22 protein-coding genes are annotated in these 18967 nt (G+C 72.3%); 16 read left to right on the forward strand and 6 right to left on the reverse strand.

Annotation, left to right across the window (positions count from 1 at the left end):
- The first annotated feature begins 19 nt into the window (after positions 1-19).
- Genes SACTE_RS24915 through SACTE_RS24925 form a run of 3 tightly spaced genes read left to right on the forward strand, consistent with a single transcriptional unit; the run spans position 20 to position 2503 of the window.
- On the forward strand, positions 20-616 hold the full coding sequence (locus SACTE_RS24915; protein WP_014048785.1) for a DUF5998 family protein: 597 nt from the start codon (positions 20-22) through the stop codon (positions 614-616).
- The gene (locus SACTE_RS24920; RefSeq protein ID WP_014048786.1) at positions 616-1803 is read left to right on the forward strand and encodes a nucleotide pyrophosphatase/phosphodiesterase family protein; all 1188 of its coding nucleotides are present in this window, start codon (positions 616-618) and stop codon (positions 1801-1803) included. The genes SACTE_RS24915 and SACTE_RS24920 overlap by 1 nt, the downstream gene beginning before the upstream one ends.
- Before the next feature lie 49 nt (positions 1804-1852).
- A complete protein-coding gene (locus SACTE_RS24925; protein WP_014048787.1) occupies positions 1853-2503 on the forward strand; it encodes a thymidine kinase in 651 nt (216 codons plus the stop codon).
- A gap of 63 nt (positions 2504-2566) precedes the next feature.
- Here SACTE_RS24925 and SACTE_RS24930 read toward each other — a convergent pair whose 3' ends face one another.
- Entirely contained in the window at positions 2567-3343 is a 777-nt protein-coding gene (locus tag SACTE_RS24930) for a VOC family protein (RefSeq protein ID WP_014048788.1), read from the reverse strand.
- Between the two features lie 264 nt (positions 3344-3607).
- On the opposite strand from SACTE_RS24930, the gene SACTE_RS24935 reads away from it, so the two are divergent.
- The gene (locus SACTE_RS24935; protein ID WP_019993298.1) at positions 3608-4435 is read left to right on the forward strand and encodes a sulfurtransferase; all 828 of its coding nucleotides are present in this window, start codon (positions 3608-3610) and stop codon (positions 4433-4435) included.
- Between the two features lie 70 nt (positions 4436-4505).
- On the opposite strand, the gene sepH is transcribed toward SACTE_RS24935, so the two are convergent.
- On the reverse strand, positions 4506-5561 hold the full coding sequence (gene sepH, locus SACTE_RS24940; protein WP_014048790.1) for a septation protein SepH: 1056 nt from the start codon (positions 5559-5561) through the stop codon (positions 4506-4508).
- Between the two features lie 495 nt (positions 5562-6056).
- Here sepH and SACTE_RS24945 point away from each other — a divergent pair, with 495 nt between their 5' ends.
- Positions 6057-7196, forward strand: a complete 1140-nt coding sequence (locus tag SACTE_RS24945; RefSeq protein WP_014048791.1) for a hypothetical protein — start codon at positions 6057-6059, stop codon at positions 7194-7196.
- Between the two features lie 34 nt (positions 7197-7230).
- Here the strand turns inward: SACTE_RS24945 and SACTE_RS24950 are convergent, their stop codons facing one another.
- A complete protein-coding gene (locus SACTE_RS24950) occupies positions 7231-8550 on the reverse strand; it encodes a D-arabinono-1,4-lactone oxidase (RefSeq protein WP_014048792.1) in 1320 nt (439 codons plus the stop codon).
- Positions 8510-9754: an MFS transporter gene (locus SACTE_RS24955; RefSeq protein WP_014048793.1), complete on the reverse strand. Its 1245-nt coding sequence runs from the start codon at positions 9752-9754 to the stop codon at positions 8510-8512. The genes SACTE_RS24950 and SACTE_RS24955 overlap by 41 nt, the downstream gene beginning before the upstream one ends.
- 125 nt (positions 9755-9879) lie before the next feature.
- Here SACTE_RS24955 and SACTE_RS24960 point away from each other — a divergent pair, with 125 nt between their 5' ends.
- Both SACTE_RS24960 and SACTE_RS24965 read left to right on the forward strand, forming a co-directional pair.
- On the forward strand, positions 9880-11007 hold the full coding sequence (locus SACTE_RS24960) for a ferrochelatase (protein ID WP_014048794.1): 1128 nt from the start codon (positions 9880-9882) through the stop codon (positions 11005-11007).
- Positions 11008-11086: 79 nt separating this feature from the next.
- Entirely contained in the window at positions 11087-11887 is an 801-nt protein-coding gene (locus SACTE_RS24965) for an inositol monophosphatase family protein (protein WP_014048795.1), read from the forward strand.
- A 98-nt stretch (positions 11888-11985) separates the two neighbouring features.
- On the opposite strand, the gene SACTE_RS34675 is transcribed toward SACTE_RS24965, so the two are convergent.
- On the reverse strand, positions 11986-12159 hold the full coding sequence (locus tag SACTE_RS34675; protein WP_014048796.1) for a hypothetical protein: 174 nt from the start codon (positions 12157-12159) through the stop codon (positions 11986-11988).
- Positions 12160-12517: 358 nt separating this feature from the next.
- On the opposite strand from SACTE_RS34675, the gene SACTE_RS24970 reads away from it, so the two are divergent.
- The 4 genes from SACTE_RS24970 (at position 12518) to SACTE_RS24985 (ending at position 16089) form a co-directional block, all read left to right on the forward strand.
- Positions 12518-13171 carry a response regulator transcription factor gene (locus SACTE_RS24970; RefSeq protein WP_014048797.1) on the forward strand — a complete coding sequence of 218 codons (654 nt, stop codon included), beginning with the start codon at positions 12518-12520 and terminating at the stop codon, positions 13169-13171.
- Between the two features lie 7 nt (positions 13172-13178).
- Positions 13179-14420 carry an ATP-binding protein gene (locus tag SACTE_RS24975; RefSeq protein ID WP_014048798.1) on the forward strand — a complete coding sequence of 414 codons (1242 nt, stop codon included), beginning with the start codon at positions 13179-13181 and terminating at the stop codon, positions 14418-14420.
- A 403-nt stretch (positions 14421-14823) separates the two neighbouring features.
- Positions 14824-15120 carry a DUF4193 domain-containing protein gene (locus SACTE_RS24980; protein ID WP_003965732.1) on the forward strand — a complete coding sequence of 99 codons (297 nt, stop codon included), beginning with the start codon at positions 14824-14826 and terminating at the stop codon, positions 15118-15120.
- A gap of 12 nt (positions 15121-15132) precedes the next feature.
- Positions 15133-16089 carry a hypothetical protein gene (locus tag SACTE_RS24985; RefSeq protein WP_014048799.1) on the forward strand — a complete coding sequence of 319 codons (957 nt, stop codon included), beginning with the start codon at positions 15133-15135 and terminating at the stop codon, positions 16087-16089.
- Between the two features lie 11 nt (positions 16090-16100).
- Here the strand turns inward: SACTE_RS24985 and SACTE_RS24990 are convergent, their stop codons facing one another.
- Positions 16101-16556 carry a DUF3093 domain-containing protein gene (locus tag SACTE_RS24990; protein WP_014048800.1) on the reverse strand — a complete coding sequence of 152 codons (456 nt, stop codon included), beginning with the start codon at positions 16554-16556 and terminating at the stop codon, positions 16101-16103.
- A gap of 58 nt (positions 16557-16614) precedes the next feature.
- Here SACTE_RS24990 and SACTE_RS24995 point away from each other — a divergent pair, with 58 nt between their 5' ends.
- From SACTE_RS24995 to kdpF, 5 genes are all read left to right on the forward strand, one after another.
- Positions 16615-17202 (forward strand): PaaI family thioesterase, encoded by a 588-nt coding sequence (locus SACTE_RS24995; protein WP_026359128.1) that lies wholly within the window; start codon positions 16615-16617, stop codon positions 17200-17202.
- A complete protein-coding gene (gene dut, locus SACTE_RS25000) occupies positions 17199-17729 on the forward strand; it encodes a dUTP diphosphatase (protein ID WP_014048802.1) in 531 nt (176 codons plus the stop codon). The genes SACTE_RS24995 and dut overlap by 4 nt, the downstream gene beginning before the upstream one ends.
- A gap of 1 nt (position 17730) precedes the next feature.
- Positions 17731-18504, forward strand: coding sequence for a DUF3710 domain-containing protein (locus SACTE_RS25005; protein ID WP_014048803.1), 774 nt, complete (start codon positions 17731-17733; stop codon positions 18502-18504).
- 244 nt (positions 18505-18748) lie between these two features.
- A complete protein-coding gene (locus SACTE_RS35440; protein ID WP_256059231.1) occupies positions 18749-18874 on the forward strand; it encodes a hypothetical protein in 126 nt (41 codons plus the stop codon).
- On the forward strand, positions 18871-18960 hold the full coding sequence (kdpF, locus tag SACTE_RS32680; protein WP_019993304.1) for a K(+)-transporting ATPase subunit F: 90 nt from the start codon (positions 18871-18873) through the stop codon (positions 18958-18960). The genes SACTE_RS35440 and kdpF overlap by 4 nt, the downstream gene beginning before the upstream one ends.
- Positions 18961-18967 lie beyond the last annotated feature (7 nt).

The raw sequence follows: 18967 nt of genomic DNA on the forward strand, positions 1-18967 counted from the left end.
CCCCCGTAGGATGGTGGGTATGGCAAAGACCGGTACGACGACCCAGGGGCTGCGCGCGGCGATCGAGCGCAGCGGCTACTACCCGGCCCTCGTGGCCGAGGCGGTGGAGGCCGCCGTCGGCGGGGAGCCGGTCGCGTCGTACCTGGTGCACCAGGAGACCACCTTCGACTCCAACGAGGTGCGGCGCCATGTCACGGTCCTCGTCCTGACGGACACGCGGTTCATCGTCAGCCACACCGACGAGCAGGCCGCGGACACCAGTTCGCCGACTCCGTACGCCACGACGTCCACGGAGTCGGTCAAGCTCGACCGGATCTCGTCCGTCGTCGTCAGCCGCGTGGTCGCCAACCCTGAGAAGTACGTGCCCGGCACGCTGCCCCGCGAGGTCGTCCTGACCATCGGCTGGGGCGCCGTCTCCCGGATCGACCTGGAGCCCGCCGCCTGCGGCGACCCCAACTGCGAGGCCGACCACGGCTACACCGGGAACACCACGGCCGACGACCTGAGCCTGCGCGTCAGCGAGGCCGGTGACGGACCGGACGCCGTGCGCCAGACGCTCGCCTTCGCCCAGTCGCTCTCCGAGGCCACGGCCGCCACCGCGGCGACCGGCCGCTGATGGCCCAGCCGGCCTGGCAGGAGCCCGTTCCGCTCGCCCTCGACAGCGCCCCCGTCCCCGAGTACGGCGGCGGCTCGCTCGCCGACCTGCTGCCGACGCTCGCCGCCGGACAGGACGTACCGGGCTTCGACGCGGTGATCCCCGAGCTCACACCCGCCGACCGGAACTGCGTCTTCCTGATCGACGGCCTGGGCTGGGAGCAGATCAAGGCGCACCCGGACGAGGCGCCGTTCCTGCACTCCCTGCTCCCCACCTCTCGCGGCGGCACGGGCCGCCCCCTCACGGCGGGCTTCCCCTCGACCACCGCGACCTCACTGGCCTCGGTGGGGACGGGGCGGCCCCCCGGAGAGCACGGTCTGAACGGCTACACCGCCCGGAACCCGGAGACCGGTGCGCTGATGAACCAGCTGCGCTGGAAGCCGTGGACCGAGCCGCGCGTCTGGCAGCCGTATCCCACCGTCTTCCAGCTCGCCCACGAGGCGGGCGTGCGGACGGCGCAGGTCTCCGCCCCCACGTTCGAGCAGACCCCGCTCACCAAGGTCGCCCTCAGCGGTGGGTCCTTCCTCGGCAGGCTCTCCGGCGAGGAGCGGATGGACCTCGCCGCCGAGCGACTCGCGGCGGGGGACCGGTCCCTCGTCTACACGTACTACAGCGAGGTCGACGGGAAGGGGCACCGCTTCGGCGTGGACTCCGACGCCTGGCGGGGCCAGCTGATGTACGTGGACGGGCTGGCCCGGCGCCTCGCCGAACAGCTTCCGCCCCGCTCGGCGCTCTACATCACCGCCGACCACGGGATGATCGACATCCCGTTCGACGAGCAGTCACGTATCGACTTCGACGAGGACTGGGAGCTGAGCGCCGGAGTGGCGCTGCTCGGCGGCGAGGGCCGCGCCCGTCACGTCTACGCCGTCCCCGGGGCCGAGGCCGATGTGCTGGCCGTCTGGCGCGAGGTGCTCGGCGAGCAGTTCTGGGTGGCGAGCAGGGACGAGGCGGTGTCCGCGGGCTGGTTCGGGCCGCACATCGACGCACGGGTCCACGGCAGGATCGGCGACGTGGTGGCCGCCGCCCACGACGACGTGGTGATCACCGCGTCGGTCAACGAGCCCCACGAGTCCGCCATGGCCGGCATGCACGGTTCGCTGACCCCCGTGGAACTGCTCGTCCCGCTCCTCGAAGTACGCTCGTGACCCGCGTCCCCCGCTTCCCGTACACCACCCGAAAGGCGCTCGACCTCTCATGCCCGAGCTTGTGTTCTTCTCCGGAACGATGGACTGCGGGAAGAGCACACTCGCCCTTCAGATCGGGCACAACCGGTCGGCCCGCGGCCTGCAGGGCGTGATCTTCACCCGGGACGACAGGGCGGGGGAGGGGAAGCTCTCCTCCCGGCTGGGGCTGGTGACCGACGCGGTCGAGGCCTCCGGTGGGATGAACCTCTACCAGTACGTCGTCGGTCTCGTCTCCCGCGGCGGACGCGTGGACTACGTGATCGTCGACGAGGCGCAGTTCCTGGCCCCCGAGCAGGTCGACCAGCTGGCGCGCGTCGTGGACGACCTCGAACTCGACGTGTTCGCCTTCGGGATCACCACCGACTTCCGTACCCGGCTCTTTCCCGGATCGCAGCGGCTGGTCGAACTGGCCGACCGGATAGAGGCCCTCCAGGTGGAGGCGCTGTGCTGGTGCGGGGCTCGCGCCACGCACAACGCCCGCACCCTGGGAGGCCACATGGTGGTCGAGGGGGCCCAGGTCGTCGTCGGAGACGTCAACCGCCCCGAGGAAGAGGTCGGTTACGAGGTCCTCTGCCGCCGCCACCATCAACGGCGGATGACCAGCGCCTCGGCGCACGCGGGCCCGCTGTCCCCGGACGTGCTGCCGGTCACCCAGCCCTGATCCCGCACGAGCCGGCCCTGCCTCCCGGACGTGCTGCCGGTCATCCGGTCCTGACCGCCGCCGTCAGTGCTCCGACGTCCGCTGGATCGTGAACACCGCGCCCTCCGGGTCGGCGACGGTGGCCAGCCTGCCGCCGGAGGCCTCCCGGGGCGGCTGGATCACCTGACCGCCGAGTTCCACCACGCGGGCGGCGGCCTCGTCGGTGTCGGCGACCTCGAAGTACGTCATCCAGTGCGGCCCACGGTCGCGCGGCAGGCCGTGGCCCACGCCGTGCAGGGCGGCGACCGGCCGGCCCGCCAGGCTCAGGGTCTGGTAGTCGAAGTCGGCCGAGACGACCGCCTCCGTGTCGAAACCGAAGACCGCCTGGTAGAACTTGGCGACCGATGAGGTCTCCCGGGTCACCAGCTCGTTCCAGACGGGTGTGCCCGGAGTGCCGGCCAGCGCCGTGCCGAGGTGCTCGCCCGGCTGCCAGACGCCGAAGACCGCCCCGCCCGGGTCGGAGGCGATCGCGAGGCGGCCCGCCCGGCCCGCGTCGATCGGTCCGACGGCCACCGTGCCGCCGCAGGAACGGATCGCCTCGGCGGTCGCATCCGCGTCCTCGGAGGCCAGATAGGTCGTCCAGGCGATCGGGAGGTGCCGGCCGGGCGGCAGCTGACCGATGCCCGCGACCTCCTTGCCGTGCAGCAGCGCGCGTACGTAGGGCCCGAGTTCCTCGGGGCCCGGCCTGAACTCCCAGCCGAACAAGCGGCCGTAGAACTCCTCGGTCGCGCTCAGTCCGTGCACGATCAGACTTACCCAGCACGGAGCTCCTGGCGCGCGCCGGGCGGCAGCCTCGGTCATCTTCTATTCTCTCCTCGTACCATCGGGGTGGCCGTACGGGGGAAACGGAACGGAGCCGGTACGTCGTCCAGCGGTACGGACGCGTGCCCCGGGCTCCGTGCAGATGCTCGCACCACCGGGCTCCCCAGGCACCCGGGCCGCGCCGCGTTTCGGCTTCCGTCCGCAAGGAAGTCATAGGGAAGTCGCAAGGAAGGTTGCTTTGTTGCGGTACGCCCCTTTCCATATCGCGTCCTCGTGCGGGGCTGCTGCGCGAAGATGGCGGCTATGAAGCCCATCATCACCGTATCCGAATACATGAGCGAAGCGACGGGGGCGCGTCCGCCGGTGCCCCTGGACGTCCGCTGGCAGCTGGGCGGCCCGCACGGCCGTGCCGACTACGACGCGGGGCACATCCCCGGCGCGGTGTTCGTCGATCTCGACGCGGAACTCGCCGGTCCGCCCGGACGCGGCGGCCGGCACCCGCTGCCGGACCTGGAGGTCTTCGCCGCCGCCATGCGACGCGCCGGGGTCTCCCGGGACACCCCGGTGGTGGTGTACGACGGCGGTCAGGGCTGGGCCGCAGCGCGCGCCTGGTGGCTGCTGCGCTGGGCCGGCCACCCCGACGTCCGGGTGCTCGACGGCGGCCTCGCGGCATGGACCGGTGACCTCTCCACGAAGACCCCCGAGCCCGACGCGGGCGACTTCAGGCCCGAGCCCGGCGGACTGCCGCTGCTGGGCGCGGACGGCGCCGCCGCACTCGCCGAGTCCGGTCTGCTGCTCGACGCCCGGGCTGCGGAACGGTACCGGGGCGACGTGGAACCGATCGACAGGGTCGGCGGCCACATCCCCGGCGCCCTCTCCGCACCGACCGCCGAGAACGTAGCCGAGGACGGCCGCTTCCTGCCCGCCGGGACGCTGGCCTCCCGGTTCGCCGCGCTGGGGGCCGCCCCCGGCACCGAGGTCGGCGTGTACTGCGGGTCGGGCGTCTCGGGCGCCCATGAGGTGCTGGCCCTGGAGATCGCCGGACACCGGGCCGCCCTCTACGCCGGTTCCTGGTCCGAGTGGTCCGCGGACGAGTCCCGCCCGGTCGCCACGGGCCCCGACCCCCGATGACCTGACCCCGCCGACGCCGAAGGGCCCGTACGCCGGTGCGTACGGGCCCTCGGTACGAGGAGGGCGCTCCTCAGTCCTGCTTCTTCCGGCGTGTGCCGAAGACGATCTCGTCCCAGCTGGGCACCGCGGCCCGGCGCCCGGGGCGCACCCCGTCCGCCTCCGCCTGCCGGTCCGTCGTACCCGTCAGCCGGTCCCGGTGACCCGCCACCGCGCGCGGCATCAGCACGTCCGCGTACGCGGAACCCGCGCCCGCTGCCGCTGCCGGGGGCTCGTCGGCCTCCGGCTCCTCGGCGGCCGGCTCGATCGCCGGCGGTTCCGGCTGCGACGGCCGCTCCGGCACGACCATGTCGCCGCGGAAGCTCGGCACCGCCTCCAGGAGGCTGGTCAGCGAATCACGCTCGTCCGCCGACACACCGCTGAGACGCTCCTCCGGCTCCGGGGCCGGAGGAGCGGGGCGCTCGATCTGCCGGTCGAGCGCACGGTCCAACGGCCGGTCGCGCGGCAGCCGGGCGATCCGGGGCACGAACGGGAAGCTGGGCTCGGGGGCGGCCACCTCGTCGGTCTCACCGATCAGTGAGCGCGCCTCGTCGTCCACGGCCTGCACCAGACGGCGCGGCGGGTCGTACGTCCAGCTCGCCGAGTGCGGTTCGCCCGCCACCCGGTAGACGAGGAGGACCTCCCAGGTGCCGTCGTCCCGGCGCCAGGAGTCCCACTGGACCGTCTCCCGGTCGGCACCGCGCAGCAGCAGACGCTCCTGGACGGCCTCGCCGAGCTGGGGGCCGGTGTTCTCGCCGGGTCGGCGTACGGGGGTCTTCCGGGCCCGCTCCGCCATGAAGGCGCGTTCCGCGAGCACAGGGCCCTCGAAGCGGCGTACCCGGTCGACGGGGATGCCGGCGAACTGGGCGACCTCCTCGGCGGAGGCGCCTGCTCGTATACGTGCCTGGATGTCACGGGGGCGGAGGTGGCTCTCCACCTCGATCTCGATCTGGCCGAGCCGGGCGCGGTCGTTGCGCACGGCGGCACGCAGCCGCTCGTCGATCGGCAGCGTGTACTCCGTGCTGTCGGCAGCCTTGAGCACCAGTCGTGTGCCGTCGTTCGAGACGGCCACGACACGCAGTTCGGGCATGGGAACCTCCCGGGTGGTGCCTGCCGACGTCACGTGCGTCGCTGCTTCCGCTAGTCGAGTGTGACCTGCCCGGGTTCAGCCTGCCACAACCTTGCCAAGTTACCCGGCGAGCGGACCTCGGCCCTGGATCACCAGGAGGCACGGTCACCTGTGCGCGGCGCGCAGTGACCGGATGGTCCCTGACGTGTCGCAGGCGCCCGTGCGATGCCGCGGCGCCGCCGGTTCGAGTGCCGCCCTTCGGCCCCCTTCCGCAGGCCCGGACACCCATGCGGGAGTCCGGCCCCAGGGCTCGTCACAGTACTCCATTCGGGCCACCGGGGTGGACCGGCGCGCCGCCGAACTTCTCGGCGGGCGCTGGAGTGGGGCTACCCAGTTGTCGGTGAAATGCCCCCAATGGGTGTGCTGCTTCACACAATCTGCAGAATCGGAACTATTCGCTTCGCCCATATGTCCCTCACTGGTGCAAGGTGGGTAGTTGTCGAGCAGGGGCTGGTAATGGTTCAGAAACCGCAGAACGATGCGGAACGCAAGGAAAGGCGCATAGACCTGAGCGTCCCTCAGGTCGCGGGCAGTGCCCTGGCTGCGGTCGCGGCCGCGGTGATGGCCTCGCAGCTGGGTGTGTACGGCACGATCGCCGGCGCGGGCGTGATGAGCGTGGTCGCCACCAGCGGGGGACCGGTCTTCCAGCACTTCTTCCGGCGCACCGGCGAGCAGATCCGCGAAGTCACCGTCCATGTGAAGCACCCGGGCGGGCGGCAGGTGACCGTTCGCACCCGGGACACGGTCCCCGCCGCCCGCCGGCCGGCCGGCGACGCCACCGCGGAAGAGCCCGCGACGCGCCCGGACCCCGGACATCCGCAGCCCGTCAACGACGACCCGGAGCGCACCAGGCTGCTCGGAGTACCGGACCCGGAGCGCACCAGGCTGCTCGGGACGGTGGACGCGGAGCGCACACAGATGCTCGGTGCCGTGGACCCCGAGGAGACGCGGAAGCTCGGAGCGGTGGACCCCGAGCGGACCCAGATGTTCGGCGCCGTCGGCCGGGAGGGGACGCGGCCGGTCATGAACGACCCGGAGCGGACCCAGTTGTTCGGGCAGGCCGAGACGTCCGACGACGCGTACTCGGAGGCTCGCACGCACGGCACCACGGCCCGCGGCTGGAAGCGCTCGGCGCTCGCGGCCGTCGCCGTCTTCACCGTGGCGATGGGCGGCATCACCGCCTTCGAAGTGGCCTCCGGCAACGACCTCAGCGGCGGCGGCGGTACGACCGTCGGCTCCGTGGTGCGCGGCGGCCACGGCCCGGCGACGACGGATCCGGCGCCCACGACCAGTACGGACCCGCAGCGGAGCGGTGGCACGGAGGACGGCGAGCCGGGCGACGGCAGTGCGTCGGCCCCCGCGACGGATCCCGGCCAGGACCGGAGCTCCGAGCCCGGCACCGGTGGCGACCCCTCCTCGCCGGCCCGGCCGGAACCGACGCCCTCCGCCACGGGCGGGAGCACGGCACCGGCCCCCACCGGCTCCACGGCGCCGGAGAACACCACCCCGGCCGCACCGGAACCGACCGCGACGGGTGACGCCGACGCCCCGGTGGGCGAGAACGGGGCCACCGGCGGCCCGGACACCGGTCGGTGAGCGGCACCCGCCGCCCGGTGACCGGCCGCCGGGCTCAGTCGCCCAGGACGCGGCGCAGGTAGTCGTTGCCGAACAACCGGTCAGGGTCGAGCCGGTCGCGTACGGCGGTGAACTCGCCGAACCGGGGATAGGCCTCCGACAGGTAGGCCGCGTCCCGGGTGTGGATCTTGCCCCAGTGCGGACGGCCGCCGAAGCCCGTCATGATCCGCTCGACCGCCGTGAAGTACGCCTGGTACGGCGTCCCCCGGTACATGTGCACCGCGATGTACGCGCTCTCCCGGCCCGAGGCCGTGGAGAGCGCGATGTCGTCCCCGGGGGCGGTCCGCACCTCGACGGGGAAGCTGATCCGCAGCGGCGAGCGGTCGACCATGGCCCGCACCTCGCGCAGCGCCTCGACGGCGGCCTCGCGCGGCACGGCGTACTCCATCTCGACGAAGCGCACCCGCCGGGGGCTGGTGAAGACCTTGTAAGGGATGTCCGTGTAGCTCCGGGCCGACAGCGCGCGGCTGGAGATCCCGGCGATCGCCGGAATGGTCCCGGGGAGCGCGCGGCCCACGGAACAGGCCACCTGGAAGATCCCGTTGGAGAGGAGCTCGTCCTCGACCCAGCCGCTGATCCTGCCGGGCGGAGCCGCCGGGCCGGCGCTGCGGTTGTTGCGCTTGGTGTTGCAGTTGCCGGTGTGCGGGAACCAGTAGAACTCGAAGTGTTCGTTCTCGGCGACCAGCTGGTCGAAGTCGGCCGTGACCCGGTCGAAGGACATCGGTTCCTCACGGGCCGTCAGCAGGAAGACCGGCTCCACCGCGAAGGTGATCGCGGTGACCACGCCGAGTGCCCCGAGCCCGATCCGGGCGGCCGCGAAGACGTCGGCGTGCTCGTCCGGGGAGCAGCGCAGCACCGTGCCGTCCGCGGTGACCAGCTCCAGGGCGCGTATCTGCGCCGCGATCGACGCCGAGTCGCGGCCGGTCCCGTGGGTGCCGGTGGAGGTGGCCCCGGCGACCGTCTGGTCCATGATGTCGCCCATGTTCGTGAGGGAGAGCCCCTCCCGGGCGAGCGCGGTGTTCAGGCGCTTCAGCGGGGTGCCGGCCTCGACGGTCACCGTCATGGCCGCGCGGTCGATCTCCCGGATGCCGGTGAGCAGGTCCGGGCGTATGAGCACGCCGTCGGTGGCGGCGGCCGCCGTGAACGAGTGCCCCGTACCCGCCGGTTTGACCCGCAGCCCGTCCTCGGACGCCCTCCGCAGCACCTCGGCCAGCTCCGCCACGGAGGCGGGGGACACGGCCCGTACCGGCCGGGCGGTGACGTTGCCCGCCCAGTTACGCCACGTGCTCGTCGCAGTTGCGTAGGTCTCGGTCATCTTCCCCGCGCCCTCCCGTCGGTGCCGGCTCCACGAGCCGGCGGTACCCCAGGAACGCCACCGCGGCCGCGAGCGCCCCCGCCACCGCGGGCACCACGTACCCCGCCCGGGCCCCCGAGGCGTCCACCACCCAGCCCGCGGCGGAGGAGCCGAGCGCCACCCCGACCGCCAGCCCGGTGCTGGTCCAGGTCATGCCCTCGGTCAGCTGGGTACGCGGTACGTGCTGTTCGACGAGGGCCATGGTGGTGACCATCGTCGGTGCGATGGCGAGGCCCGCGACAAAGAGCGCCACGGCCAGGAACGGCAGACTCCCGGCCAGTTGGAGGGGGATCATACTCACGGCCATCGCGCACACACCCAGCAGCCACCGGGACGACGGCTTCCCCTTGAGGTGGAGCACGCCGAAGACGGCCCCCGCGAGACACGACCCCAGCGCGTAGACGGCCAGTACGAGGCTCGCCGCCGCCTTGTGGCCGCGCTCCTCGGCGAAGGCCACCGTCACCACGTCCACCGCACCGAAGATCGCCCCCGTCGCGACGAAGGTCACCACCAGGACCTGGAGCCCCCGGGAGCGCAGCGCCGAGCCGGCCGTGTGGTGCTCCTCGGGCAGCGGCCGCGGTTCGGTGGCCCGCTGGGACGTCAGCCAGAAGACGCCGATGACCAGGAACACGGCGGCCAGCAGGGGGCCGGCCTCCGGGAACCAGGCGGTGGACAGCCCGATGGAGACGATCGGGCCGACGATGAAGCACACCTCGTCGACGATCGACTCCCAGGCGTACGCGGTGTGCAGCTGCCGCCCCGTGCCCCGGTAGATCTCCGCCCACCGCGCACGGACCATCGAGCCCATGCTCGGGACGCACCCGGCGCCCACCGCGAAGACGAACAGCGTCCATTCCGGCAGGCCCTGCTGTGCGCAGACCAGCAGCCCCGCGACCGCTGCGGCCGCCACCAGGGTCACCGGCCGCAGCACCCGGCGCTGGCCGTACCGGTCGACGAGCCGGGACACCTGGGGGCCCATCACGGCCGCCGCCATGGCCAGGGTGGCGGAGAGCGCGCCGGCCAGCCCGTACCGCCCGGTGATCTGCGACACCATCGTGACGACGCCGATCCCCATCATGGACAGCGGCATCCGGCCGAGGAAGCCGGCCGCGGAGAAGGCCCGGGTTCCCGGTGCGGTGAAGACGGCGCGGTAGGGGCTGGGCACGAGGGACTCCGGTGAAGCCGTGTCAGGTGTGAAGGGGGCCGACACAGCTTACGGCGCGCGGCGACAGCGGTGACCGGCGGATGTCGGTTGCCGCACTGTCACAGGCGGGTGGCAGGATCGGGGGCATGTCCGATCTGCGTGATCCCGCTCCCTACGACGCCCTGCTGCTGCTCTCCTTCGGCGGCCCCGAAGGCCCGGACGACGTGGTCCCGTTCCTCGCGAACGTGACCCGCGGCCGCGGCATCCCCGAGGAACGGCTGAAGGAAGTCGGAAAGCACTACTTCCTGTTCGGCGGCGTCAGCCCGATCAACGCGCAGAACCGCGACCTCCTGGAGGCACTGCGGAAGGACTTCGCCGGACACGGCCTCGACCTGCCGGTGTACTGGGGCAACCGCAACTGGGCGCCGTATCTCACCGACACCCTCCGTGAGATGGTCACCGACGGGCGCCGCCGGATCGCCGTGCTCGCCACCAGCGCCTACGCCTCGTACTCCGGCTGCCGGCAGTACCGCGAGAACCTCGCCGAGTCGCTGGCCGAGCTGGAGGCCGAGGGCCTGCCGGTGCCCCGTGTGGACAAGCTGCGGCACTACTTCAACCACCCGGGGTTCGTGCGACCCATGGCGGACGGGGTGCTGGCCTCGCTCGCGGACCTCCCCGACGAGGCCCGGGCGGGCGCGCACCTGGCGTTCACCACACACTCCATCCCGACCTCCGCGGCCGACACCTCGGGCCCGGCGGAGACCCACGGCGACGGCGGCTCGTACGTCGCCGAGCACCTGGACGTGGCCCGGGTGATCGTCGACGCGGTGCGCGAGGAGACGGGGATCACCCACCCGTGGGAGCTGGTCTACCAGTCGCGCAGCGGTGCCCCGCACATCCCGTGGCTGGAGCCCGACATCTGCGACCACCTGGAGACGCTGCACGGCGAGGGTGCCCCGGCGGTCGTGATGGTCCCCATCGGATTCGTCTCCGACCACATGGAGGTGCTGTACGACCTCGACACGGAGGCCACCGCCAAGGCCGCCGAGCTGGGCCTGCCCGTCCGCCGGTCCGCGACCGTCGGGGCCGACCCCCGGTTCGCGGCCGCTGTCCGCGAGCTCGTGCTGGAGCGCGCGGCGGCGGAGCAGGAGCGCCCGGTCCGGCGGTGCGCCCTCGGCGAGCTCGGCCCCTCCCACGACCTGTGCCCCGTCGGCTGCTGCCCGGCCCGAGCACCCAAGCCGGCCGCGGCCGGTGCGGACAGCCCGTACGCCTGAAGGCCTGCCGGGCTCCGAGAGGACCCCGAACCGTCCCGGCAGGCGCGTCGGCCTGCCGGGACACGACCCCTGGAGCGTTGTGACCGACCCCTTCCTGACCGAACTGCTCGACCTCGCCCTGGAGGCCGCCCGCCGCGCCGGAGCCCTGCTCCGCGACGGCCGCCCCGCCGACCTGGGCGTGGCGGCGACGAAGTCCAGCCCCATCGACGTCGTCACCGAGATGGACATCGGCGCCGAGAAGCTGATCACCGGTTTCCTCTCCGACCGCCGTCCCACCGACGGCTTCCTCGGCGAGGAGGGCGCCAGCTCCGAGGGCACGAGTGGGATCCGGTGGGTCATCGACCCGCTCGACGGCACGGTGAACTACCTCTACGGGCTGCCGACCTGGGCCGTCTCCATCGCCGCCGAGCGCGACGGCGAGCGTGTCGTCGGCGTGGTCGAGGCCCCGATGCGCCGCGAGACCTTCCACGCGGTCCTCGGATCCGGCGCCCATCTGAACGGCGAGGCGCTGCACTGCCGCCCGACCGCACCGCTGGACCAGGCGCTCGTCTCGACCGGCTTCAACTACGTCACCGAGGTGCGCGCCCACCAGGCCGAGGTGGCGCAGCGGCTGATCCCGCGGCTGCGCGACATCCGGCGCGGGGGATCGGCCGCCGTCGACCTCTGCGACGTGGCCGCGGGCCGGCTCGACGGCTACTTCGAGCGCGGGCTGCACCCCTGGGACCTGGCGGCGGGCGACCTGATCGCCCGGGAGGCCGGCGCGCTCACCGGCGGCCGCCCCGGGCTGCGCCCGGACCGGGACCTGACCGTCGCCGCGACCCCCGGCGTCTTCGAGCCGCTCCAGGCGCTGCTGGAGGAGCTGGGAGCCTGGCACGACTGACCGCGGCTGCCCGTCCGTGCGGCGCTCCGGGGCGTCCGGAGACGACGAGAGGGCCCCGGGGTGCCTGTGACGGCGCTCCGGGGCCCTCTCGTCGCGGCTCAGACGCTGGTGGCGCCGATCTCGACGCCGTGTTCGGCGGCCAGACGGCGCAGATCGTCCAGCTCGCTCTGCTCGACGTCCGCGAGGAAGTCGTCGCCCGTCTCGCGAGCCCTCGTGAGGTCGGACTCGGTGGTCTTGATCCGTTGCAGCAGACCTGCGGTGAAAGCGTCCATGTAGCGCCCCCTCGTCGTGGGTCGGTGGCACGGGGGTGTGCCCGGGGTTTTCCGGCAGACGCCGGAGTGCGGGTGATCACGCGGCCCGCCGGAAACAGAGCGGGCTGTGGTACGCCACATGCAGGGCGTGATCGCGGGTGTGCATTCGTCTTCCCCGGCGCCGACGCGGGGGAAACCTCAACTGGCCCGTGAATATGACGAATTCCCGGGGCCGCCACCGGGCCCGCGCCGCCTTACCGCCGGTTTATGCGCGTTGCAGGCAGGATGGACGCGCACAGTCGGTGCCGCTGACGTGCAGCGAGCGGCCGGGACCAGGCCGCTCGACGTATGTGTCGAAGAACTACGGAAGGACTGCGCCGTGCGCGTACTCGTCGTCGAGGACGAGCAGCTGCTCGCCGATGCGGTGGCCACCGGACTGCGCCGGGAGGCGATGGCCGTGGACGTCGTCTACGACGGAGCGGCGGCCCTGGAGCGGGTGGGCGTCAACGACTACGACGTCGTCGTCCTGGACCGTGACCTTCCGCTGGTGCACGGCGACGACGTCTGCCGGCGGATCGTCGAGCTGGGGATGCCCACCCGGGTGCTCATGCTCACCGCGTCCGCCGACGTCAGCGACCGGGTGGAGGGCCTGGAGCTCGGCGCGGACGACTACCTCCCCAAGCCCTTCGCCTTCAGCGAGCTCACCGCCCGCGTCCGGGCCCTGGGCCGACGGACCACGGCCGCGCTGCCGCCCGTGCTGGAGCGCGCCGGGATCCGGCTCGACCCGAACCGCCGCGAGGTCTTCCGGGGCGACCAGGAGGTCCAGCTCGCCCCCAAGGAGTTCGCGGTCCTGGAGGTCCTGATGCGCAGCGAGGGCGCGGTCGTCTCGGCCGAGCAGCTGCTGGAGAAGGCCTGGGACGAGAACACCGACCCCTTCACCAACGTGGTGCGGGTGACCGTCATGACCCTGCGCCGCAAGCTCGGTGAGCCCCCGGTCATCGTCACCGTCCCCGGCTCCGGATACCGGATCTGAGGGCCCCGTGGCTGCCTCTCCGGCGCCCGTGAAGGCGCCCCCCAAGCCGACCTGGGAGCCCAAGCCGCAGGATTCCCCCTACCCCTGGCTCCGCCCGACCATCCGGATACGGCTCACGCTGCTGTACGGCGGCATGTTCCTGATCGCGGGCATCCTGCTGCTCTCGATCATCTACATGCTGGCGGCACAGGCCCTGAACGACGCCGGTGGCCTGGTCTTCGAGGTCCGCGGCACGAACGTGCAGATCAGCAGCGACGTCTGCCCGCAGCTCAGCTCAGCCCTGAACAACACCCAGCTCAACGAGGCGATCAAGGAGTGCACCGCCGCCCAGCGGCAGCACGCCCTGGACAGCCTGCTGAACCGCTCGCTGCTCGCCCTGGTCGGCCTCAGCATCATCGCCTTCGCCTTCGGTTACGCCATGGCGGGCCGCGTCCTGGCCCCGCTCGGCCGGATCACCCGCACCGCACGCAGGGTGGCGGGCACCGACCTGACCCGCCGGATCGAGCTGGACGGCCCGGACGACGAGCTGAAGGAGCTCGCGGACACCTTCGACGAGATGCTGGACCGCCTGGAGCGGGCGTTCACGGCCCAGCAGCGGTTCGTGGGCAACGCCTCGCACGAGCTGCGCACACCGCTGGCGATCAACCGCACCCTGCTGGAGGTCCACCTCTCCGACCCGGAGGCCCCGCCGGAGCTCCACCAGCTGGGCCGGACCCTGCTGGCCACCAACGAGCGCAGCGAGCAGCTGGTCGAAGGACTGCTGCTGCTGGCCCGCAGCGAGAACCAGATCGTCGAGCGGAAACCGGTCGACCTCGCCGAGGTCGCCGACCGGGCCATCGACCAGGCCCGGTCGGAGGCGGCGACGAAGGGCGTGGAGATCCGCGGGGAGCGGGCCTCCGCGGTCGTCCAGGGCAACGGCGTCCTGCTGGAGCGGATCGCGCTGAACCTCGTACAGAACGCCGTGCGCTACAACGTGGCCGAGGGCGGCTGGGTGGAGGTCGCCACCGAGCTGCGGCCCGGACAGGCGCTGCTGACGGTCTCGAACACAGGTCCTGTGGTGCCCGCCTACGAGATCGACAACCTCTTCGAGCCGTTCCGGCGGCTGCGGACGGAGCGCACGGGCAGCGACAAGGGGGTCGGACTCGGCCTGTCGATCGCGCGGTCCGTCGCGCGGGCGCACGGAGGCCGTATCATCGCGGAACCCCGCGAGGGCGGTGGTCTCGTGATGCGTGTCACGCTTCCGGTCTGAGATGCTTCGCCGCGTGAAGTGGCATTGGATCGCCCTGTTCGCTTTGGGCGGAATTTCAGAGCCTTACCTCCGGCGCGACCCTGTGTGATCGATCACAGAGGCGAATTCCGGACGCTCTACTCTCCGTGACCACAACTCTCCCGGGATGCCAGGAAAGTCCGAGTTTTCGGGGCGTGGTATCACGGGAAGTACACGGGGTGGCGCCCGTGAACAGCACCGACGGGACCGTGTACGGTCCCCATCGCCACCCAAGCCGATCGCCACCGAGGGATCCGGTTGGGTGTCGATTGAGTAACAGACCTTGATGTGAGGCAAAATCTCCGCCTCAGGTCGGGCACAAGTCCGGCCTCTCACGCGTTACGTGCGCTGAGACACCGCAGACACCCATGAGGGGGAGAGCGACATGGCAACGGATTACGACACCCCAAGGAAGACCGACGACGACGTCGATCAGGACAGCCTTGAGGAGCTCAAGGCCCGTCGGAGCGACAAGACGGCCTCCGCCGTCGACGTCGACGAGTTCGACGCGGCAGAGGGACTGGAGCTGCCCGGCGCAGACCTGTCCAACGAGGAACTGGCTGTGCGGGTGCTGCCCAAGCAGGCCGACGAGTTCACCTGCATGAGCTGCTTCCTCGTGCACCACCGCAGCCAGCTGGCACGCGAGAAGAACGGCCAGCCCATCTGCCGCGACTGCGACTGAGACCGGTCGGCCGTGGCAGGCGACACACCGTTGTGGAAGCGGCGCTTGCGGCGCACGAAGTCGTCGGAGGCACATCAGGGCGGCACCGGCCCGGCTGAAGGCGCTCGCGCGTCTGCCGACCATCCGGCCGCCCTGTCGGCCTCCCCCGGCACATCCGACGACGAGCGAGGCCGATCGGCCTCGCTCGAAGCCGTCCGGGCGGCGGATCCTTCGCGGACGCCCGGAGAACGAGGCCCTGACGAGACCGCCGACCGGTCGGGCCGGCTGCGCAGCCTGGGACGAAGCGCCCTCAAGGGAGGGGAGAGCGCCCGGGCGATGGCGGGCCGGCTGGCCGACCGGATCATCGACACCGCTCCCCGGGTCCCCGTGCGGGACCTGGCGACCCTGCGCGCACAGTTCCCGGGGCTCGGCCCCGAAGAGCTCGCCGACAAACTCGTCGCGGGGGCGTGCAACGCCACCGCCACCGTCGGCGCGGGCATCGGCGCGGCCGCCATGATGCCCGTACCACCCGCCATGCTGGCCGAGCTCGCCGCCGAGATCACCGGCGTGGCCGCCGTCGAGATGAAGCTCGTCGCCGAGCTCCACGAGGTCTACGGCCGGCGCCCGTCCGGCAACATCGCCCAGCGCTCCACCGCGTACCTCACGTCCTGGACCCAGGAGCGCGGCATCGACGTCACCCGGCCCACCACGCTCAACGCGGCGCTGGGCGGCCAGATGAAACGCGAACTGCGCCAGCAGATCAGCAAGCGCATGCTGCGCGACCTGCCGAACCTGATCCCGTTCATGATCGGGGCGGCCGTCGGCGCGCTGATGAACCGCCGCGACACCCGCAAGCTCGCCGACCGGGTCAGGAACGACCTGCGGCGCGACCGGATCCCCTGGGACCGCCTCCCGGAGCTGCCGCCGCTGGAACAGCCGGAGGTCCCCGCGAAGGAACTGCCCGAGGGGCTCGACGACCCGGACCTCTGAGGGCCCGCCCGTCAGGCGGGTACGGCCGCGAGCGCCGCCACCAGGGCCTCGGGCTCCCGCGTCGACAGATAGAGATACGGCGTCGGGTCGGCCGGGTCCGTGACCTTCACCCGCACCGCCGTCGGAACGTAGCTGCGCAACAGCATGAACGCACGGGTGTCCGCCTTGTGCGTACGCCAGGCGCGGGCCTCCTCGGCGTCCAGCACCTCGGCGTCGCCGAGCGCCGAGAGCGGGATCCGGGCGTCGCCCGCGACGAGCGTTCCCGCCACGACCCGGATACGCACGGAGCCGTAGCTGCTGACGGCCATCGCGGACAGGACCGCGCCGCCGGACAGGCCCGCCAGCATGGGCAGCGTTCCCAGCGGCAGGAACATCAGGGCGCAGGCGACGCCGATCAGGAACGCGATGAACCACCACGATCGGGGCGCGGTGAGGCGTTCGTCGAAAGGTGATGCGGAAGGCTGCATGAATCCAAGCTTGGCACGGAGCGCCCCGTACGCGGCCGCGCGGGTAAGGTCTGCGCCTGTGAGTGGAACATCATCTGAAGGTCTGACACCCCCCGCCGGTGCGGTGAGACCGGTCCGGCACCCCGACGCTCCACAGCCCGGCGAACCCCTCGGTTCGCACTACGAACACTGTTTCGGCTGTGGCGGCGCCCAGCCGCACGGGCTCCACCTGGAGGCCCGCGCGGGGGAGGGTGTGAGCGTCACCGCCGAATTCACCGTGAAGCCCGCCCACCAGGGCGCTCCCGGCCTCGCGCACGGCGGTGTGCTCGCCACGGCGCTCGACGAGACCCTCGGTGCCCTGAGCTGGCTGCTGCGGGTCATCGCGGTGACCGGGCGGCTGGAGACGGACTACCTCCGGCCGGTGCCGGTGGACACGGTGCTCTTCCTGGACGCCGAGGTCACGGCGGTGCACAAGCGGAAGATCTACTGCCGGGCGACCGGCCGGATCGGTGGCCCCGAGGGACCCGTCGCGGTCCGCGCACAGGCCCTGTTCGTCGAGGTCAAGGTGGACCACTTCATCGAGAACGGCCGGCCCGAGGAGATCGACGCGGCCATGTCCGACCCGGACACCGTCCGCCGTGCCCGTGCCTTCGAGGTGAACCCGTGACGCGCTCCCCGGTCGACGTACTCATCCGCCGGGTGGACCCGGACGTGCCGCTCCCCGCCTACGGGCACCCGGGCGACGCCGGAGCGGACCTGGTCACCACCGAGGCCGCCGAGCTCGCCCCGGGTGAGCGGACGGTGCTGCCCACCGGGGTGTCGATCGCGCTCCCCGACGGCTACGCGGCCTTCGTGCACCCCCGTTCCGGCCTCGCGGCCCGCTGCGGAGTGGCCCTGGTGAATGCCCCGGGGACGGTTGACGCCGGGTACCGTGGGGAGATCAAGGTGATCGTGGTCAACCTCGATCCTCGCGAGACCGTGCGGTTCGAGCGGTTCGACCGGATCGCCCAACTGGTCGTCCAGCAGGTCGAGAAGGTCCGCTTCCACGAGGTGGCGGAACTCCCCGGTTCGGCGAGGGCCGAGGGAGGCTTCGGGTCCACCGGTGGTCATGCCGCCGTGGACGGCGTCAGGGGCGGTAACACCCAGGGTGGGAACAGCTACGCTTCGGTCGTATCCGACCGGGAAGGACAGTGACGTGTTCGGACGTCGCAAGAACAGTGGTTCCGCCAAGGAATCGGCGGACGAGACGCGCGAGGCCGAGCAGGTCGTCGACGAGCTCGACGACTCCGACGCGGCCGGCGAAGGCCGCCGCCGGACGAACCTTCCGCCGGCACCCCGGCCGGACGGGCCGTGGGACCTCTCCGAGGTCACCGAGCCCGGCGAGGGCCGTGTGGATCTGGGCGGCATCTTCGTGCCCGGCGTCGAAGGGATGGAACTGCGGGTCGAGGTCGCCGGCGATGCGATCGTCGCGGCCACCGTCGTGCTGCGGGACAGCGCGATCCAGCTCCAGGCCTTCGCCGCTCCCAAGAAGGAGGGCATCTGGGGTGAGGTGCGCGAGGAGATCGCCTCGGGCATCACCCAGCAGGGCGGGATCATCGACGAGGTCGAGGGCCCGCTGGGCTGGGAGCTGCGCGCCCAGGTCCCCGTACAGCTCCCGGACGGGACGAACGGCGTCCAGCTGGTGCGGTTCGTCGGTGTCGACGGGCCGCGCTGGTTCCTGCGCGGTGTGATCTCCGGCCAGGGCGCGGTGCAGCCCGCGGCCGCCGGGCTGCTGGAGACGGTCTTCCGGGACACCGTGGTCGTCCGCGGCGACGGTCCGATGGCCCCTCGCGACCCGATCGTCCTCAAGCTTCCCAACGACGCCCAGATGGTGCCCGAGGGCGTGCAGCAGGAGGAGCAGGCCGGTTCGAAGTTCTCCGGTGGCATGGGCCAGCTCCAGCGCGGCCCGGAGATCACCGAGGTGCGCTGACCCGCTCGTACGAAGGCCGGTGGGCCGCACCCGCACGGGGTGCGGCCCACCGGCCTTCGCGTGTGTGCGCCGTGGGCCCTGTGCGCGGACGGTGGTGGTCGCGTCCGGTGTCCGGCCGTCGCCGTCCGCGAGGCCGAGGGGGCGCGTCAGGGGCGTGTATCGAGGGCGTACGGGCGGCGTCAAGGGGCGGCCCCGGGGCGTAGGGAAGCCGTCAAGGCCGGCGGGAAGGGCCTGGAGCCGGGGTTTGCTCAGGGGGTCCCGAATCCGACCTCACCAGGAGCACATGATGTCCGACGTGGCCTTCGTCGTCACCACGATCGCGGTATTCGCGCTGGTGGCCCTCGTCGCCCGGGGGGTGGCCAAGCTGTGACCGCCGAGAACATCACCGGACTGGTCGTGGCCGTCGCCCTGCTGGGCCACCTCGTCCTCGCCCTCCTTTGCCCGGAGAGGTTCTGAGCGCCCC

The sequence above is a fragment of the Streptomyces sp. SirexAA-E genome, assembly GCF_000177195.2.
Lineage (GTDB): Bacteria > Actinomycetota > Actinomycetes > Streptomycetales > Streptomycetaceae > Streptomyces > Streptomyces flavovirens.

Bases quoted from the DNA above. Each gene is read 5' to 3' on its own strand.
- SACTE_RS24915 (WP_014048785.1), top strand. From the start codon at position 20: ATGGCAAAGACCGGTACGACGACCCAGGGGCTGCGCGCGGCGATCGAG.
- SACTE_RS24920 (WP_014048786.1), top strand. From the start codon at position 616: ATGGCCCAGCCGGCCTGGCAGGAGCCCGTTCCGCTCGCCCTCGACAGC.
- SACTE_RS24925 (WP_014048787.1), top strand. From the start codon at position 1,853: ATGCCCGAGCTTGTGTTCTTCTCCGGAACGATGGACTGCGGGAAGAGC.
- SACTE_RS24930 (WP_014048788.1), bottom strand. From the start codon at position 3,343: ATGACCGAGGCTGCCGCCCGGCGCGCGCCAGGAGCTCCGTGCTGGGTA.
- SACTE_RS24935 (WP_019993298.1), top strand. From the start codon at position 3,608: ATGAAGCCCATCATCACCGTATCCGAATACATGAGCGAAGCGACGGGG.
- sepH (WP_014048790.1), bottom strand. From the start codon at position 5,561: ATGCCCGAACTGCGTGTCGTGGCCGTCTCGAACGACGGCACACGACTG.
- SACTE_RS24945 (WP_014048791.1), top strand. From the start codon at position 6,057: ATGGTTCAGAAACCGCAGAACGATGCGGAACGCAAGGAAAGGCGCATA.
- SACTE_RS24950 (WP_014048792.1), bottom strand. From the start codon at position 8,550: ATGACCGAGACCTACGCAACTGCGACGAGCACGTGGCGTAACTGGGCG.
- SACTE_RS24960 (WP_014048794.1), top strand. From the start codon at position 9,880: ATGTCCGATCTGCGTGATCCCGCTCCCTACGACGCCCTGCTGCTGCTC.
- SACTE_RS34675 (WP_014048796.1), bottom strand. From the start codon at position 12,159: ATGGACGCTTTCACCGCAGGTCTGCTGCAACGGATCAAGACCACCGAG.
- SACTE_RS24980 (WP_003965732.1), top strand. From the start codon at position 14,824: ATGGCAACGGATTACGACACCCCAAGGAAGACCGACGACGACGTCGAT.
- SACTE_RS24990 (WP_014048800.1), bottom strand. From the start codon at position 16,556: ATGCAGCCTTCCGCATCACCTTTCGACGAACGCCTCACCGCGCCCCGA.